Genomic DNA, 17051 nt, shown 5'->3' with positions numbered 1-17051 from the left:
CACATCAGGTTTACTTTATCTGTATATATCCTAGAAATATACAAAACCCCATTCCTTTTCCGAAGAAAAGGGTGGGGTTTGTCATCAATCTCAGGATAGAGCAGGCCAAGTTATTGGTCTGCTCTATCCTTTCCTCTTGCGACTCACTGCTGAAAAAAGAGATTCGTAAAAAATACTGTTCATTATCATAAATTCTCTTCTTTTACCATGAATGAGTTCATTCCACATTTGGATTTTTAATACCCATTGGCTTGGACACTTTAGGAAGCGACTGGATTTTGTTCAAGGATTGGGAGGGGGAAACTCGAACCAGCAATCCTCCTTTATACCAAGTCCAGTCCAGGTAACCCCTTCAAAATCTTCACTGTTTCTATGCTCACACGGACAATGCGCTTAATAAGATCCACGATATAACGGGGATCGTCGGACCATTGATTTGGATCGTTGTCAATACCACTGTCCTTGTCTTTCTTTACTTGATATCGATCCATAATCCATTCAATGGCGGATTTGCCGTTGACAACATAATCATAGGCTTCCAGAGGAATGTTAGAAAGAGTAATATGAGAGTTATAAATAATGGCCGTTTTGTCCGGTTTGCCATTCTTTCCTTTGGCAAAGCGCATTTTTTCGACGCGATAGAAATCGTCCGCCTTCCTATTGCCTTGGTGGATCTCATTTAGCGGCCAAGGGTCGATGGTTTCGTAATTGATATGCAAGTTGGCTAGCTCCTTTCCCACACGGCTAAAGGCCCAGAAGTCCCCTCCAGAAGTTACCAATGGAATGCGCGGAAGCATCTTCTTAAGATCAGCGGCAAAAAGTTCCCGATACTCGGGAGAATGAAGCACGCCATAGACGTAGTAGAAGATGTCCTCCTTGGATACCGCATTGCCATAGCGTCGCCGGCATTCCTTGAGTGCCCAATCTGTGATTGCATCATGTCGGATGTAGCGACCTTGGTCCTCTCCCTGTTCTAACCCGTCAAGCTGATCCGTTTGATCTTCATAGTAGTAGAGGGGGAAGCATCGGCCTTTTTCATGAAAATCCAAATTTGGAATGGAATTTACCATGAGAGCAGAAAATAATTTGTTTGCCCCAATCCCCGTCACCGAAATCACCCGATTCTCTATGGTGGGATCAGGGAAGAGTTGCGGCATCTTGCTAACCACTTCATTAAAAGTACGACTGAAATAAAGCCATTGCTTACAAAAAGGCCGGTACATTGACTGGACAATGCTGCATTCATCATATGGATATTGCTTGCCGCGAGAAAGATTCTGTTTTAGTGCGCGAGACCAACTAATCTTGCGTGGGTCGGTATCGACAAAGTTATTTACATCTTCCATCGTAGGATGCGCCTTACCTAACGCCTTGAATTCATCCACTTGCTGGTTGTAGAAGTCAATCATTGCCCGCATGTTGTTCTGAAGACAGTTGCGTGAAAAATTATACGTCCAGCTATCACGGTTCGTAGATACACCTAACGAATAATAGTCAAAAATGGATGGCTCCCTACTCTTTTTATCGGCCTGAAGAGGAATGAGTTTCGTAAAACCCTCGTTGCGTTGATTAATCCAGTCATGTGCGTCATTAGGCTGAACCACCGTCCAAGATAACCCCTTGATGCTTCCAGCCTGACGAATGATCTCTAACTTTTGCTCGCGACTGAGGTAATCGCCAATGTCGTGATATCTGATGATACAGGAGCCTTGATTGGCCGGGTTCTTGACCAGAACTGTGATGGCGATAGGAGCGCGGCTCCCAGACCCAAAAATCTTCCCACCTTCCTTTCTGGATTGCTCACCAGATGTGCGTTGATTCCCACGTAAATTGAAACAATAGATCGCCGTGAACTCTTCTGCCAAGCACTTGCGAAGGCCGTCCGTCGTATTACTGTCAATGAACGATCCATTAGTGACAAAGGCGATTACACCCTGATTGCCAATCCGGTCACTCGCCCAGCGGATGGCGCGGATATAGGAGTCGTAAAGGCCTTTTTTTAGTACGGATTTGGAAGATGCTGCATAAGTTTCTGTGATTCGCTGATCCAGATGGGGGTATGTCAGGTTCTGATTGTTATCGTTCTGGCTTTCCTGGCCTATAGAATAAGGCGGATTCCCAACAATGACCCGGATTTCCTGCCGGTTCTGTCTGGCGATGCGTTCGTTGTTCTCTGGGAACATGGTTTCTGCTAATGTGCCTTTGTTTTCCCCCAACTGGAACGTGTCGGTCAGTACAATACCGGGGAAGGGCTCATAATCCTGCCCAGACAGACGATGGTACGCCTCCTCAATGTTGATTGCGGCGATGTAATAAGCGAGTAATACAATCTCATTGGCGTGCAGCTCTTCCCGATACTTTCGCACGAGATCTTCGGAGCGGATCAGCCCGCTTTGCAATAAGCGAACAATGAATGTGCCTGTACCTGTGAAAGGATCAAGTATATGTACACCCTCGTCGCTCAGATGTATTCCGAACTCTTCTTGAAGTACGTCGTCTGCACTTTTAAGAATAAAATCGACTACTTCAGTGGGAGTATAGACGATTCCTAAGCGCTCAGCCATTTTCGGGAAGGCGGTACGGAAGAACTTGTCGTACAACTCAATAATGATTTTTTGCTTTCCTTCTGCATTGTCGATGCCACTCGCACGTCTCCGGACGCTTTTATAGAAATCCTCTAGGGATTCAGTTTCTTTCCAAAGAGCATGGTCTTCCAAAACATCCAGCACTTTCTGCATGGCTTGGGAAACGGGGTTGTGGCTACTGAAAGCATAATTCTCGAAAAGCGCATCAAAAACCGGTTTGGTCACAAGATGCTGGGCTAACATTTCAATTGCTTCGTCTTGCCCGATGATTTCATTTATATTATTCTGTAATCCTTTCAGGAAATCAGTAAAGGCTTTCTGAGCTTCACGAGCCTTAGGATCAGAACTTTCCAAAATCGCGTGAATATGCGTTTTGTGGCGCTCGGCTATCTTCGCTACATCCTTAGCCCAAGTTTCCCAATAGCGACGTTCACCACACTTTTGAACGATCTTGGCATAAATGGCTTCACGCCATTCTTTAATTTCCTTAAAATCTAATGAGAGTTGTTCGAATTGCTGTTGACTTTCCCGATGTTCTCCCTCGTTTTCTTCTTCCTCACTGTCACCCCCTACACCTATTACTTGGATCTTATCAGGCTTTCTTTTATTCAACTCTAATTTGTTAACAAGATCATTAAAACGGTCGTCATGAGCACGTAAAGCGTTAAGAACTTCCCAGACGACGCGATAGTTCTGATTCTTGTTTAGAGCTTCTTCGGGTGAATCATTTGTAGAAACAACAATGGGCAAAATCACGTAACCATATTGCTTTCCAGGGGCTTTCCGCATAACTCGACCTACAGCCTGAACAACATCCACCTGAGATTCTCGTGGATTCAGGAAGATGACTGCATCGAGAGTTGGAACATCCACACCCTCCGTAAGACATCGAGCATTACTCAGGATTCGACAGGTATTTTCATCGGTATTTTCTCTGAGCCACTGCAACTTACTATTACGCTCAACAATATTATGTGTTCCATCGACATGGTTAACTTCGCAAACAAGAAGATTTTCAACTTCATTGGACAAGGAAGCACAATAATCTTCAATCGTACGAGCAAAAAGTTCAGTCACACGTTTCGAGTTTTTAATAGAATTGGAAAAGGCAACGGCGCGGCGCATAGGCATGAGATCGGCAGCCTGATCTGATTCATTCTCCATAAAACGCTTAGAGAGGGCATTCCAACAGCCTACGATCTTTGCTGCATCATCGAGAGTGATATTCTCCTCATTGGCATGAATCTTGTTCCCAAGATGGTCTAGGATATGCTGTTCATCGACTGCCAAAATAATCACTTTATAATCGGAAAGAATTCCTAATTCAACAGCTTTCGAGAAGTTCAGTCGATGAAACTCCGGTCCATAAATCGATTCATCATCCATAGAATAAAGCTCCACGTTAGCCTCTTTAGCCTTTGATTTGCTGGCATCGGCATAGATCCGCGGAGTGGCAGTCATATAAAGACGCTTCTTCGCCTGAATGAATTTTTCCTCATGGACCTTGGTGAAGTAGGAGGCTTCATTGCCTCGTACTACACCTGTTGTGCGATGGGCCTCATCGCAGATTACTAGATCAAAAGCAGGCAATCCGGCTTTCTGTGCCTCTGAAACTACATCAATGGACTGATAAGTAGAGAATATAATGGTAAGTGAATCTCCTAGTCCTTTTTTGATCTCGTCTACAAGGTGTTTGGCATTGGTGGTAGCAGGGTAGGCCAGATCCGATACACGTAAATCTTCACCTTCTTTTTTGCCAACCTTTTTATCAGAACAGACCGCAAAGGATCGCAAGGGGATCTCTGCTTCAGCGGTCCATTCACGTAAAGTCTGTGAAAGTAGTGCAATAGAAGGAACGAGGAAAAGGACGAGACCGCTTGATGGTACCAATCTTTCAGTTAGTTTTAATGAAGTAAATGTTTTACCCGTGCCACAAGCCATGATGAGTTTGCCGCGATCATAGTTTTGAAATCTAGCAACTACATCGGCAATGGCCGCTTCCTGATGTGGACGAAGTTTTTTCTTTTTCCGAGGTTGTAGATTTTGCGGACTATTCCACGAAAAACGACTCCAATCAATAGAGCTTTTTTCTAATGCCTCCATGTCTAGGATGGTAACAGGGATTTGTTGATTCTGACAGGCATCCTCAGCATGTTTGCTCATTGGAGCTGTGGCGATGATCATACGCTTGCGGAAAGGGCGCTTACCTGATTCGGTGAAAAACGAGTCAAGATCAGATTTTTGAATTTTGTGTCCATGTTCATAAAATTTGCACTGGATGGCCCAGGTATCTCCTGAACCCACTTCCTTTGCAACTAGGTCGATTCCAGTATCAACACGTCCATTCCGGCTAGGCCAGTCCATCCATCGCCAGACATTGGAAAATAGTTGCTTATATTGGGGATCAGTTTGCAAAAAGGAAACCATCAGACGTTCGAAGAGATCACCTTGTTCTCGTGTGTTTCTGGCGACTTGGCGTAATTGGTTTAAAATATCATAGATGGTAGTCACGAAATCCCCTCCCGTCAAAGTTAATTAAAAAGCACATATGTATTAATGCGCTATCTGTTTATCTAAGTGTAGACAGTGATTAAAATATACTAAATGATGGCGTTAGGCAAGAGAAATCGGGTATTTCATGAGAAATGGGATATGAGGGCGGTTGCAGAGTATCTATCTTCAGGTGGGGAAAATTGATGACAATATTTTTTATCATTATCAAGGGCTGAATTTTTTCAACTGAAATTTTTTTGGACAGTTGCAAATACTTTTTGAAGGAAATATTACTTCTTTAGACAAAAATAAAATGAGTCATATTACAAATGAAATGGTATATTTGTGTATTATTTTAAATGAGTCAATTTTCACAAGAATTGACCCCGATCGCAACGAAATTCCCTCAAACGGATCAAGCTTAAAAAGCTGCGTTTCTGTTTCACCATTTTTTATTGGACAGAGTTGACCGAAGGTCGAGCCTGTCCTTTTTTGAATCCTTATTTCATCATTTTTTAGTAGAGAGGGGTGAATCCGTTACGGAGAGACGATTGTCTATTTTCCGTAACGGTAGATATGAGCAAGTATGTTTATCGATTCATAATCATCGTTCTTTTAACATTTGTTGGTGTAGGCATTTTGGGTAGCGGTCAAGTTTTTGCGAGTGGGAGCAGCTTTAATGTTCCCCACGTGAATGATCACTTTGAAAAGGTTCAACCAGGCCCGGCACCAACAAAGGAGACGCCAGTCACCTCAACTCCCCAAAAAGAAAAAGAGGATGGAGATGGGAATTGGCTTACGAAAGCATGGAATTGGACAAAGGAAACCGTCTCCAGTGCATGGAATAAAACAAAGGAAGCTTGTTCAGAAGCATGGGACTGGATTTGTAAGGTATGTGACAAAATCGCCAAAGTCGTTGTAGATGGGTTGTCATCTGCATGGGATTGGATTAAGGAGAATATCGCCACCATTGGATTAACGATCGGGATCATTGTGTTGGTCATTGCGGCTGTGGTTTTGATTGTTTTTGGTGGCGAGTTCGTGCTTGGTGCGCTCGTAATCTCGGGAGAGACCCTGGGTGAAGGGATTCTGGCTGGTATTGTCATCAGTGGCCTTTTTTCCTGGCTTTCAGGAAATGACTTTCTTGGATCAGAAATGCTCTCAGATATGCTATTTGGAGGCCTGTCCGGAGGCATTGGGGGAGTTTTCGGCTCCTATGTATCTTCAAGTGTTGCCGGTTCGGGCTTTGTTTCTTGGCTTGGTTCAAAGATTTCCTGGTTAGGAGAAGCCTTTCCTAAAATCTTGGGCGGAGCAGTAGGGGGCGGAACAGGTCAATCTCTTTTTGATTGGTTTAAGACCGGGAAGGTGAATCTCAGGAATACGTTTGTTGCGACCGTCTTTGGTGGATTCTTTGCATTTGCGGGCTGGTCCATTTCAAACCATACAGGCCCGATCCTTTCCAAAATCAATGAAATTCCGATCCCGAAACTTGAGGTAGGCGTATTAGACGCATCGGGAATGAAAATACCATCCATTAGTTTTGGTAAAATAACAGTTGGAGATACTGAATTTGGTGCGTGGTTGCAGAAGTTTGCTTCTGAAGGTAGTGGTGAGGGGGCGGACGGAGGATTATTTTCTCCTAATGGAAAGTTTAAAGACCCCACATTAGAGTCGGCTTATGAAAAATATCTCGCCCGTAAATCAAAAGAAGGAAAGCCGCCAAGAGATCGCGTAAATTGGAAGCAAGCAAGGGATTATTGGTTGAAAGATTCACCCATGGCTAGGGGAAATGCCTTTAACAAAAAAGCTGAGGAAGAACAATGGTATCCTTTTAACGAAGTTAACTTGAGTAATGGGAAACGATTGGATTCTTATAATCCTGTAAAAGAAGAAATTGTATCCAGGAAAGCAACGGACTTGGACACGATTGACATCACTACCTTTGAGTCGTATTTAAGGGAAATGAAAATCAAATACAAACCCGGTATAAAAATACGATCAAATAAGTTTCCAGAGATCGATGGTCAACCGCTTAAGGGGAAACAAATCTTGGAGATTCCCGCATCGAATCGGAGTTTTAGTCAAATACAAGAGTATATTGATTTGGCCAAAAATAAATATGGGATTGAAATAAGGTTCAGGGAGGAATGAATCATGCAGTTACGACCAGAAATCAGAGAGGCATTAGAGAAGATTGATTTTATTAACAGGTACAAAAGGTTGTCTGCAAAGTATAGATTTAAGTCTAATGAGAGGCTTGAAGGTTATGATAACAATGAAGTTTTGCGGATATTAGCTGAATTAGGTTATCCGGCTCGTTACGACAAAAGGGAAAATTTCTTTCAAATTGTAGAGGAATACCCTCCCTTTCAATTTGGATTTCATATCTCTCTCAAATATGCTCTTTTGGAGTTTATCTGGGTGGCCCGGAAGGATGGAGAATTACTAACAGGTAGCCCATGGATATTGTTAAAGCAATTATTAGATGGTACAGACGAAAGTATAAGTAGACCCGGATTCCGCAATTACGATGATTTGTGGAAAGCTTTGGAGGAAGCGTTTGAGATGTATGAGGATTTTAAACGGGCTTTGATGCAAATGACTGATCCTGAATAATGATTTTCGCTGGGCGATAAAGATCCATATCGCCCCTTTTTCTTTGCGTTTCAAAGGTTAGCAACATTGTCTGACGAACATCGCCAAACGAAGAGGGTTTCGCCTGACGCCCGGCTTGATGGATGATAAAAAGAGAACCGCGTCGAAAAACGGAGGTTCTCTTTTTATATCGTCGTATCAAAGTGTGTTGATAAGATCGGAGGTTAGTCTGCCATCGGGCGGGTCGGGTTGAACGGGCTCTTTAATGGCAATTGGTGTTTTCCCCACAGGAGTGGGTTTTACTACAGGCTTTGCATCGTTAGCCCCTAATGAAGCTACAGAAATGAGAAAGAAAAGAGCGCCAAAGGCAATCAAAGCAATCGGATATTTCGCCAGGCTTACCAGCCATTTTGGCGAACTAATTTTCCCCTTTATGGAAATAATCCCGACTACAACGGCGGCAAGACTAATTAGTACAAGTAATCCGGGGAGAATCGCCATTAAAATGCAAAGTCCTAAGAACGCACCGATCCAAATCAGAACTTTTTTCATACACAATTTCCCTTTCTATTTACATAATTGCCTTCACCTGTTCGGCATCGATTTGTTTATCCTTCTATTCGCAATCATCTGTATTTTTGTGTCATTTTTTCATACGAAATTATTCCCGGCCAATTAAAAGCGGAAGGATAGATTGCCTCCGCTAACGGAATCATCATTTATTCATTTTCTCCCTTTGCTCCTTTGCTTTTCGGATCGCTACGGATGCCGTTGATCGCGAACACTCCATGTCATTGGCCACCGTGGTTACGGTGAATACCTCCCCCTGTTCGATCAGCCCCATGACGTATTTGATAATTCGTTCGGTCTTAGTGTTCGAGGAGGTGTTCGACGGCGAAATTACGGGCTTTTCGGTGTTCGATGTTCGCTGTTCGGTCTCAGGTGTTCGATCCTCCATATGGAAACCGATTGTTCGCTTAATGGGGACTATTTCGGCCTCTCGTTCGACCGGAATCGGTTCGATTGCAGATGAGGAATCCTGCCACTGGGCGAAGTATTCGGGAAGTCCTTCTGCTTCAACCTTCTTTCGGGCCTCTTCTGATTTTCGGGCTGCCCGGATCAGAGCCAAATCCGGCTTCCTGGCCTCCGATCGCTGCCATTCGATCCACTGAATGGACTTCTCCTCTTTGATATCCCGTTTCGCTTCATATTTCATACGCCAAATACTCTTTTTATATGGCTTGTGGCTGTCGACAATGAGCCAGACAAGGCAACTTTCCATCATCCACATTGCGCCGCTGATGGCCGCTCCAACGATGGGACCAATGATCAGATTTGCATGGGCCAGACCCCACATGTTCACCGCAGTTACAAACCCTAGACTAGCAAAGTAGCCGGCATTGAGGAAGAATGGGACGTTCCTTTGTGTGGCCCGCTGTCTCCCGCGAATGAATAGGAGGGAGGCGAAGAGGATCTCTACCAGTCCGGCCATCAGATAGGCGTTAAGGTTCAATGCATCCGCCAGCATCGCCGTACTGTGAATGGATAAACCTATTACCGTGCCTGCGATAATCACGACAACCCCGAACACTACCCGATCAATCCAGCGCATTATTTCGAAGCTCCCTTCTGTTTGGCTGTTTTGGCTGCCTTGGTTTGCTCCCAACGTACAACGCCCTTTTGACCTGCCTGCCAGTCATTGACTTCAACCTCATGAACTTGTTTTACCAGCTCCGCCGCCTGTTCGCTGTCTAGGGAAAATACTTTATCGTCATATCGGTCCGCGTAGTCTTCGCGTAGTTCATATTTGGCTACTTCGTTTTTGGCCAGCGTAAGCGGATCGGAAGTGATCTCGACTTCTTGCCAACCTACGACATTTTTTCTTCTCCGGCCATCTATCGCATAAATGTCAATCTCATAATGTTCGCCGGATTTATCAAACTCAACATATACCGCATACACACGCCGTTTTGTCTGGATGTTAAACCGGATCATTTTTTATCCGCCCCCATTAGATTTTTTATCTGTGAAAAGTCTCCTTCCCCGCTTCACGGATGTATCAAAAACCGCCAAGGGCTAATTTTTGGATAGCGACTCATTAGAGGAGAGGGGGTAAACCCGCATTCTTTCGCTTCGTGTTTCTGACTCATTAGAGGTGGTTATTTTCTTAGAATTTTAGAAGTGTTTTCTATAGAGAACATCGACAAGATGGGTTCGGACTTTCCCGTTTCTATCCCTCAGAGTAATCTGTTTGCCCCATCCTCGCCGATAATATGGCCGCAGGATCTTCTCCGGAATCACCTGCCGGTTCCCCCTAATGTTGATAATCACGCGCTGTTCTCTCCGAATTCGGCCGTAGTTGGAGATAGAATATAATCCTTCATAGCCTTTCACCGGCTCCCAACGTTCCAGTAACTGACGGTCAATCATAACGCAACAACTCTTTCCCGATCCGCAAGCTTCTCAAATTTTGTTGATCCTGATACAATGTGAAAAGACTCCTTTCCTTTGGGGGAGTTATGGCCCGTGAGCGATGGTTGTCAGCCGTTTCCGCTCATGGGCTGTCACTTAGTACAGATAAACATAAAAGGTGAACGAAATCACCCTGATTGATATTCTTGGCACAGAGCGGGATGATGTGGTGGAGACGGTTCAGTTAAAAATAGAGCGCAAGAACATATACAGCCATATCCACATTCTTGATGAGAGGGAGCAGGAAGTGATTCGTGCGCGGTTTGGACTGGGAGGGGAAAAGGAAAAAACGCAGCGGGAAATTGCCAAGGAGCTGGGAATTTCGCGTTCGTATGTGTCGAGGATCGAAAAGAGAGCTTTGATTAAGTTGTTTCATGAATTTTACAGGGTGGGGAATAATCGCGGAGGGGCTTCTCATGCCTAGAGGCTGAGTCTTTCCATCTTTCTTTTCATTTTTTTTGCGGTGTTTTCTTTTTATAAGAAGCCGCTTTTTTTGTGCCGGCAGGTTGTCCCTGTTTTACCGGATTTGCCGGAGGCTGAACAGGTATTTTATTCGTGAACACTTTGTTGCAATCTCGCAAAAAAGGATGAACTTGGGTCAAAGAAGTATATTATAGAATCAGTTCGTTTATGGCATGCCTTATTGCCTTCCAGGATCACCTTTGCAGAGGAGGGAGGGGAAGGGTGAATCGATATCAACATCGGAGTTGGCAAGCGGCTGTTGCTGCTTTGGGGGTATTGATCTTTCTGTCGGGATGTGGAAGCCCGATCGATGCCGCGGTAAACCGATTAAACGGAGCCAAGCAGGAACAGCCGGTTTTTCGGGCAATCGCTTTTCCAACGGATGAGCAAACACTGGCTCCGGGAGCATCCTATTCTCTTACCTTGTCAGGGATTACGCCGGCAAACCGCAAAGTGGAGCTGAATTCCGATCAAGTTTCTTATACGGTGAGCAATCCCGAAGTTGCACAAGTGGATTCCCAAGGGCGACTCACGGTAAGCAAACAGGCGAAGACGGGCTCATCTGTATGGGTGACGGCGGTATACAAGCAGACCAGGGCAACCATGCGCGTCCGGGTGATTGTTCCGTTAAAAGACACGATCAAGATCGATAGCAATGGACTGGCTGTGGTTACCAACCCGGCGGATTTGTCCGTTGTCGTAAATAAACACCGTAGTCTGCCGGCCGATTATGTTCCGGCTGATTTGATCCAGCCCAATATTCCGTTTGCGGGTCAGGGGGATCTGGAGAAGAAACACTTGCGCAAGGAAGCTGCCCACGCGCTGGAACAGCTGGTACAGGCAGCTGCGAAACAGAATCTTCATCTGGTCGGGATTTCGGGATATCGGTCTTATGCCCGGCAAAAGGCAATCTACGAAAACAATGTAAGAAAAAATGGGAAAGAAAGAACGTCACAATTCAGTGCTTATCCGGGACAAAGTGAACATGAAACGGGTTTGGCAATCGACGTTTCCAGCCCCAGCGCCCATCTGGCTTTGGATGAATCATTCGGGGAAACCAAAGAAGGAAAGTGGCTGGCCGAACATGCCGCCGAGTATGGGTTCATCATCCGCTATCCCAAAGGGAAAACACAGATTACGGGTTATGCGTACGAACCTTGGCACATCCGGTATGTCGGAAAAGAGATCGCCCAGGAAATCGCCCAGAAAGGAATTACGCTGGAAGAATATTTCCAAGGAAAATAGAGCATCCATTTACACATGGCTGCTCTGTTTTTTTATGTAGCAGAATGGTTGTTCAATCAAAAAAAGGGACCATTCCCTCAGGGGGGGGATGATCCCGGCCGGTCGATTTGTTTAGAAACCGCAGGTAACGAGAACCGATTCATGCGGATGGATGGTAATGGTCCGAAGCCGTCCAAATGGGCGGCCGCAAGTGACCACGACCGAACTGTTGCCACATCTGATCCTGACGGCATCTCCTGGGCGAAGGTGAATCCTTCGGTGACGGGAAGTGGTTGATCTTCTGCATTTTACCAAAACAGACTGGTTGCGGCGCAAGTGAACGGTTCTGTTTTCGCGTCGGTGAGGGTGTAAAATGACGGTTCGCCTGCGGTGGTCATTGTTGTCATTGTGATCGTTATGATTATCATGATTGTTATGATTGTGGCGGCGGTTATTTAAAGTTTGCATACAAACTCCCTCCTCTCTTTGAAATGTCATTCCGGGAAATCAGTGTCATTTCAATGGAATTAAGGCCAAAAACTCTTGTTGGCGCCATTTCTTCGTCTCTATTAATCTATGAGAAATCTGTTTTTTTGGTAGCGGCGGATTCCTATTTTTTGTTGAAAGATCAGAGAAGAGGGGAAGGAGGAGGGAAGATGAATTTTTCGTCTTTTTTTGGTATTGAAAAAATATCAGGAGGGATGAAATATTTTGTAATTTGCGTGTAATTTATTCGTAATTCTCCTGTTTATTATAGTCATTTTTAGCATTTTCGTTGTAAAATTAATCAAACTGTCATATTTCGTCCATTTATACAACACATTTCGTCATAAAATGAAAAGTGGCGATGTGATAGATTAATTTTGAACGAGCTATGTAAACCTGCGGATTAATCCTTTTGCGCAGGCTTACATACGAATTAATTTCCAATATTTATAATTTATGTATATATCGCGAAGCCTAACTTTTTCTGCTGCAACTGCGGATGAATGTCACTTCTTGAGCTTCGTCAGGAAAGGGTGAAAGCAAGCCATGTTTGGAAAAAAACTTCGCCGGTTGAAGCAGGCGGCCATCCTTCCCGGATTATTCCTGCTCTTAACCGGATGTGCCCCGATCAAATCCGGGGTTCTCAATCCGCAAGGGCCGGTCGCGAAAAAACAATTGGACCTGATCTTGTGGACTTCGGGTTTAATGCTCCTTATTTTTGTCGTGGTTGGGATTCTTTTCGTCTATATGCTTGTGAAATATAGAGCAAAGCCGGAAAACGAGGGTTATGAACCGCCCGAAGTGCATGAAAACAAATGGTTGGAAATGATTTGGACGGCGATCCCGATCGTGATCGTGGCGCTTATTGCAGTTCCTACCGTAACGATGACGTTTGATTTGGAGAAATCGCCGAGCCCTCACAAAAAACCGCTTGTAATTGAAGTGACTTCAGCCGATTGGAAATGGATTTTCAAATATCCGGAGCAAGGGATCGAAACAGTCAATTATGTGAAGATCCCCGCAGATGTTCCGATCCGGTTTGAATTGAACGCAGTTGGTGCGATGAACTCCTTCTGGGTTCCTGAGTTAGGCGGACAGGAGTATACCATGCCCGGTATGTCCATGAAATTATGGCTTGAAGCGGACAAGCCTGGTACCTATGTCGGCCGCAGTGCCAACTTCTCCGGTCGTGGATTTACTCATATGCAATTTGATGTCATTGCGCAAAAAGAAGCAGATTTCAACGCATGGGTTGAGCAGGTTAAGAAAACGGCACCAAAACAAACGGAGGCCCAATGGAAAAAACTTCTTCAACCCGGTCTGGTAGGGGAACAAACCTACTCTTCCTACCCGAAACTGAAAGAAGATCCAAACATGAACCATGACATGAAAGACATGGATCACGGTACTTCCGAGGCGAACTCCATGAATCATGACATGAGTGGGATGAACCATGGCATGGAAAATATGAACCATGGCTCCGAAACCATGACCCATATGGAGTGAATTCTGGTGAAAAGGAGGTAGGAGAAACATGAGCAGTTTATTTAGCTTTAAAATGCCGGAACACGGCTTCTTCGTAACCGGGGAGCCGATGATCTACATGGCTGACGTGTTGATCGTTCTGGTGACGTTGGGGATCATCTTCGTCCTCACCTACTTTAAGAAATGGCGTTGGTTGTGGGATGAATGGTTGACAACCGTCGATCATAAACGCATTGGGATTATGTATATCATCTCTGCGCTCCTCATGTTATTCCGCGGTGGGGTGGACGCGCTTTTAATGCGGACGCAACTGGCATGGCCGGGCTTGAATTTCCTCAACGCCCAACACTATGACGAAATCTTTACCACCCATGGTACGATCATGATTTTGTTCATGGCGATGCCGTTTATCGTCGGTTTGATGAACGTGGCAGTTCCGCTTCAGATCGGGGCCCGCGACGTTGCGTTTCCGGAACTCAACGCTGTCAGCTTCTGGCTGTTTTTCGCCGGGGCGATGTTGTTCAATATTTCATTTGTCATCGGTGGATCTCCGGACGCTGGATGGACCAGTTACACACCGCTTGCCGGAAATGAACTTGATCCGGGACCTGGAGAAAACTATTATTTGCTGGGATTGCAGATTGCCGGGATCGGTACGCTGATGACCGGGATCAACTTCTTGGTGACGATTATCAAAATGCGCGCACCGGGTATGACGCTCATGAAAATGCCGCTGTTTACCTGGTCGACCTTAATCACTTCTGTGATCATTATCTTTGCTTTCCCTGTTTTGACAGTGGCACTTGCCCTGCTCACGATTGACCGCCTGTTTGGTGCACACTTCTTTACGGTCACGGCCGGCGGTATGCCGATGATGTGGGCGAATCTGTTCTGGATTTGGGGACACCCGGAAGTTTATATCGTGATTTTGCCGGCATTCGGCATTTTCTCCGAAGTTATCAGTACGTTTGCTCGGAAACGTTTGTTCGGATACCGGGCGATGGTTTATTCGATGGTGGCGATCTCCGCACTCAGCTTTATCGTTTGGTTGCACCACTTCTTCACCATGGGACAGGGACCGTGGATCAACTCGTTCTTTGGTGTCTCGACGATGCTGATCGCGATTCCGACCGGGGTCAAAGTGTTCAACTGGCTGTTAACCCTTCACAAAGGGCGGATTGAGTTTACCCAGCCGATGTTGTGGGCACTTGCCTTTATTCCCAGCTTCCTGATCGGTGGAGTGACCGGTGTGATGCTCGCCGCAGTACCGGCAGACTATCAATACCACAACAGCTACTTCCTGATCAGCCACTTCCACTATGTGCTGATCGGCGGTACAGTTTTCGGCTGCTTTGCCGGACTCACCTACTGGTGGCCGAAAATGTTCGGGCACAAGCTGGATGAACGTCTGGGCAAATGGGCATTCTGGGTCTTCAATATCGGGTTCCACCTCTGCTTCATTCCGATGTACCTCGTCGGACTGCAAGGAATGACCCGCCGCATTTACACGTATCCGGCCGAAACCGGATGGGGACCGATCAACATGGTGGAAACAATCGGTGCCTTTATCATGGGGATTGGCTTCCTCATCTTCTGTTACTGCGTCTACTACAGCGCACGCTTCGGTGAGCGCGATGTGACTGGCGATGCCTGGGACGGCCGCACGTTGGAGTGGTCCTTATCCTCTCCGGCACCACACTACAACTTTGCGCACATCCCGAAAGTGGAGGCGCTCGACGCTTGGTGGCACATGAAGAAGGAGAAAGGCAAAAAGAAAGAAAAACCGGAACCCTATAAACCGATTCATATGCCGAACAATACGGGAATGCCGATTGTCATGTCCGCGTTTATGTTTGTTGCCGGTTTTGGCTTTGTTTTCGAATGGTATCTGCTGGCCATCGGCGGACTGATCGGTGTGCTCCTCTGCATGCTGTGGCGTTCGTTTAACGACTATGACTCCCACCATTATGTATCGGTGGAGGAAATCAAAAAACACGAAATGGCGAGTTAAAACCAATCATCATGCGGTAAGGAGGATGTCAGGATGGCTGCAATAAGCGAAAAGGCCACCTCCTCCGGCCCCTTGGAGTACTCAACGGAAGAAGGAAGCCTGAAGATTTTTGGCTTCTGGATTTTCCTGGGGGCGGAGATCGTTCTGTTTGCGACGCTGTTTGCCACATACCTGGTTTTGCACGGGCAAACGGCCGGAGGTCCTACTTCCAAAGAGCTGTTTGAAGTACGGGATTTCATGATTGAAACGTTGCTGCTGTTGACAAGTAGTTTTACCTGCGGCTTGGCCGTGCTGGAAATGAGAAAAGGAAATAAAAAGGGCTATATGGCCTGGATGGCGATAACGCTTCTCCTTGGCCTCGGATTTCTCGGCATGGAGATCCGTGAGTTCGTCACTTATGTATCGGAAGGGGCAGGTCTTTCCCGAAGTGCATTTTTGTCCGGTTTCTTCATTCTGGTGGGTACGCATGGTGCCCACGTCAGCCTCGGGGTTCTCTGGATCTTGTGTGTCATGGCCCAAATTGCCAAACGCGGCTTTACTCCGATGACTGCGCGTAAAGCATTCATTACGGGATTGTATTGGCACTTCCTCGATGTGGTCTGGATCTTCATCTTTACAGCCGTATATTTGACAGGGGTGGTGACCTGATATGGAACAAACACAGCATCATTCACCAAAGCATCATATAATCGGGTTTATCTGGTCGTTGCTCCTTACCTTTGCGGCTCTTTGGGTCACATTAAAAGCGCCGATTCCCGTGGGTTTGCGCTTGACGATTATTGTGATTCTGGCCATTTTCCAGTTTGTCGTTCAATTGGTTTACTTCATGCACATCAGTGAAGGAGACAGCAAGGTGTTCCAGATCATCAATCTGCTCTACGGCATTTTTGTCGCGGTTGCAACGGTGGCCGGTTCAATCTGGATCATGCTCTACAATACAATGTGAGTGAAACCCAAGGCTCGTTTTGATGCGGGCCTTGGGTTTTTTATGCATTTGTTTGATTTGATTATATTATATCACGAAAAAAACAAACTTGTCTGTTTTATTACGATTTTTTTCAAGATTGTTACACGTGGATAACGCTTATGTTTCGATATGACATAACTGATTTTTCGGTATGATGTGTAAACGGAATTTCTCATTGGTTCTGAAGCGGTCCGATCTGATTTCTCTCTAAAATAAAAGGAGGAAAGAGCCTAAGCTCCAACCTCCTCCGATGTTCGGTCATCACTTCATT

At 45.6% G+C, this 17051-nt stretch carries 15 protein-coding genes; 9 read left to right on the top strand and 6 right to left on the bottom strand.

Going from position 1 to position 17051, the window contains the following annotated elements:
- Positions 1 to 191 (top strand): hypothetical protein (locus I8U17_RS18315; protein ID WP_232330939.1); only part of this gene is annotated, 191 nt, incomplete at its 5' end.
- 132 nt (positions 192 to 323) lie between these two features.
- Here I8U17_RS18315 and I8U17_RS06680 read toward each other — a convergent pair.
- A complete protein-coding gene (locus tag I8U17_RS06680; protein WP_198059197.1) occupies positions 324 to 5096 on the bottom strand; it encodes a DEAD/DEAH box helicase in 4773 nt (1590 codons plus the stop codon).
- Positions 5097 to 5654: 558 nt separating this feature from the next.
- Here I8U17_RS06680 and I8U17_RS06675 point away from each other — a divergent pair.
- A complete protein-coding gene (locus tag I8U17_RS06675; RefSeq protein WP_198059196.1) occupies positions 5655 to 7229 on the top strand; it encodes a hypothetical protein in 1575 nt (524 codons plus the stop codon).
- Positions 7230 to 7232: 3 nt separating this feature from the next.
- Positions 7233 to 7694, top strand: a complete 462-nt coding sequence (locus tag I8U17_RS06670; protein WP_033102018.1) for a hypothetical protein — start codon at positions 7233 to 7235, stop codon at positions 7692 to 7694.
- A 177-nt stretch (positions 7695 to 7871) separates the two neighbouring features.
- Here I8U17_RS06670 and I8U17_RS06665 read toward each other — a convergent pair whose 3' ends face one another.
- The 4 genes from I8U17_RS06665 to I8U17_RS06650 form a co-directional block, all read right to left on the bottom strand.
- Positions 7872 to 8225, bottom strand: coding sequence for a hypothetical protein (locus I8U17_RS06665; RefSeq protein WP_033102019.1), 354 nt, complete (start codon positions 8223 to 8225; stop codon positions 7872 to 7874).
- Between the two features lie 163 nt (positions 8226 to 8388).
- A complete protein-coding gene (locus I8U17_RS06660) occupies positions 8389 to 9285 on the bottom strand; it encodes a hypothetical protein (protein ID WP_033102020.1) in 897 nt (298 codons plus the stop codon).
- On the bottom strand, positions 9285 to 9668 hold the full coding sequence (locus I8U17_RS06655; protein ID WP_033102021.1) for a hypothetical protein: 384 nt from the start codon (positions 9666 to 9668) through the stop codon (positions 9285 to 9287). The genes I8U17_RS06660 and I8U17_RS06655 overlap by 1 nt, the downstream gene beginning before the upstream one ends.
- Positions 9669 to 9848: 180 nt before the next feature.
- Positions 9849 to 10103, bottom strand: a complete 255-nt coding sequence (locus I8U17_RS06650; protein WP_033102022.1) for an NUMOD4 domain-containing protein — start codon at positions 10101 to 10103, stop codon at positions 9849 to 9851.
- Between the two features lie 160 nt (positions 10104 to 10263).
- Here I8U17_RS06650 and I8U17_RS06645 point away from each other — a divergent pair, with 160 nt between their 5' ends.
- Both I8U17_RS06645 and I8U17_RS06640 read left to right on the top strand, forming a co-directional pair.
- Entirely contained in the window at positions 10264 to 10569 is a 306-nt protein-coding gene (locus I8U17_RS06645) for a sigma-70 family RNA polymerase sigma factor (protein WP_235281695.1), read from the top strand.
- Between the two features lie 260 nt (positions 10570 to 10829).
- Positions 10830 to 11852, top strand: a complete 1023-nt coding sequence (locus I8U17_RS06640) for a D-alanyl-D-alanine carboxypeptidase family protein (protein WP_052154359.1) — start codon at positions 10830 to 10832, stop codon at positions 11850 to 11852.
- Positions 11853 to 11963: 111 nt separating this feature from the next.
- Here I8U17_RS06640 and I8U17_RS06635 read toward each other — a convergent pair whose 3' ends face one another.
- Entirely contained in the window at positions 11964 to 12299 is a 336-nt protein-coding gene (locus tag I8U17_RS06635; protein WP_152568594.1) for a hypothetical protein, read from the bottom strand.
- A gap of 564 nt (positions 12300 to 12863) precedes the next feature.
- On the opposite strand from I8U17_RS06635, the gene qoxA reads away from it, so the two are divergent.
- From qoxA to qoxD, 4 genes are read left to right on the top strand one after another with little or no spacing between them, the layout of a single operon-like run.
- Entirely contained in the window at positions 12864 to 13823 is a 960-nt protein-coding gene (gene qoxA / locus I8U17_RS06630) for a cytochrome aa3 quinol oxidase subunit II (protein ID WP_198055278.1), read from the top strand.
- Positions 13824 to 13875: 52 nt separating this feature from the next.
- The gene (gene qoxB / locus I8U17_RS06625; protein ID WP_033101830.1) at positions 13876 to 15813 is read left to right on the top strand and encodes a cytochrome aa3 quinol oxidase subunit I; all 1938 of its coding nucleotides are present in this window, start codon (positions 13876 to 13878) and stop codon (positions 15811 to 15813) included.
- A gap of 33 nt (positions 15814 to 15846) precedes the next feature.
- Complete coding sequence (qoxC, locus tag I8U17_RS06620) at positions 15847 to 16461, top strand: cytochrome aa3 quinol oxidase subunit III (protein WP_033101795.1); 615 nt, start codon at positions 15847 to 15849, stop codon at positions 16459 to 16461.
- Position 16462: 1 nt separating this feature from the next.
- Complete coding sequence (qoxD, locus tag I8U17_RS06615; RefSeq protein WP_033101794.1) at positions 16463 to 16759, top strand: cytochrome aa3 quinol oxidase subunit IV; 297 nt, start codon at positions 16463 to 16465, stop codon at positions 16757 to 16759.
- Positions 16760 to 17051: the final 292 nt, after the last annotated feature.

The organism is Thermoactinomyces sp. CICC 10521, assembly GCF_016055135.1.
GTDB classification, from domain to species: Bacteria; Bacillota; Bacilli; order Thermoactinomycetales; family Thermoactinomycetaceae; genus Thermoactinomyces_A; species Thermoactinomyces_A daqus.
Note: the sequence above shows the minus strand (reverse complement) of the source record. Positions and strands in the feature narration are given on the sequence as shown.

Excerpts from the sequence above, each read along its gene's own strand:
- I8U17_RS06675 (WP_198059196.1), top strand. The coding sequence starts at position 5,655 with ATGAGCAAGTATGTTTATCGATTCATAATCATCGTTCTTTTAACATTT.
- I8U17_RS06670 (WP_033102018.1), top strand. The coding sequence starts at position 7,233 with ATGCAGTTACGACCAGAAATCAGAGAGGCATTAGAGAAGATTGATTTT.
- I8U17_RS06665 (WP_033102019.1), bottom strand. The coding sequence starts at position 8,225 with ATGAAAAAAGTTCTGATTTGGATCGGTGCGTTCTTAGGACTTTGCATT.
- I8U17_RS06660 (WP_033102020.1), bottom strand. The coding sequence starts at position 9,285 with ATGCGCTGGATTGATCGGGTAGTGTTCGGGGTTGTCGTGATTATCGCA.
- I8U17_RS06655 (WP_033102021.1), bottom strand. The coding sequence starts at position 9,668 with ATGATCCGGTTTAACATCCAGACAAAACGGCGTGTGTATGCGGTATAT.
- I8U17_RS06650 (WP_033102022.1), bottom strand. The coding sequence starts at position 10,103 with ATGATTGACCGTCAGTTACTGGAACGTTGGGAGCCGGTGAAAGGCTAT.
- I8U17_RS06635 (WP_152568594.1), bottom strand. The coding sequence starts at position 12,299 with ATGCAAACTTTAAATAACCGCCGCCACAATCATAACAATCATGATAAT.
- qoxA (WP_198055278.1), top strand. The coding sequence starts at position 12,864 with ATGTTTGGAAAAAAACTTCGCCGGTTGAAGCAGGCGGCCATCCTTCCC.
- qoxB (WP_033101830.1), top strand. The coding sequence starts at position 13,876 with ATGCCGGAACACGGCTTCTTCGTAACCGGGGAGCCGATGATCTACATG.
- qoxC (WP_033101795.1), top strand. The coding sequence starts at position 15,847 with ATGGCTGCAATAAGCGAAAAGGCCACCTCCTCCGGCCCCTTGGAGTAC.
- qoxD (WP_033101794.1), top strand. The coding sequence starts at position 16,463 with ATGGAACAAACACAGCATCATTCACCAAAGCATCATATAATCGGGTTT.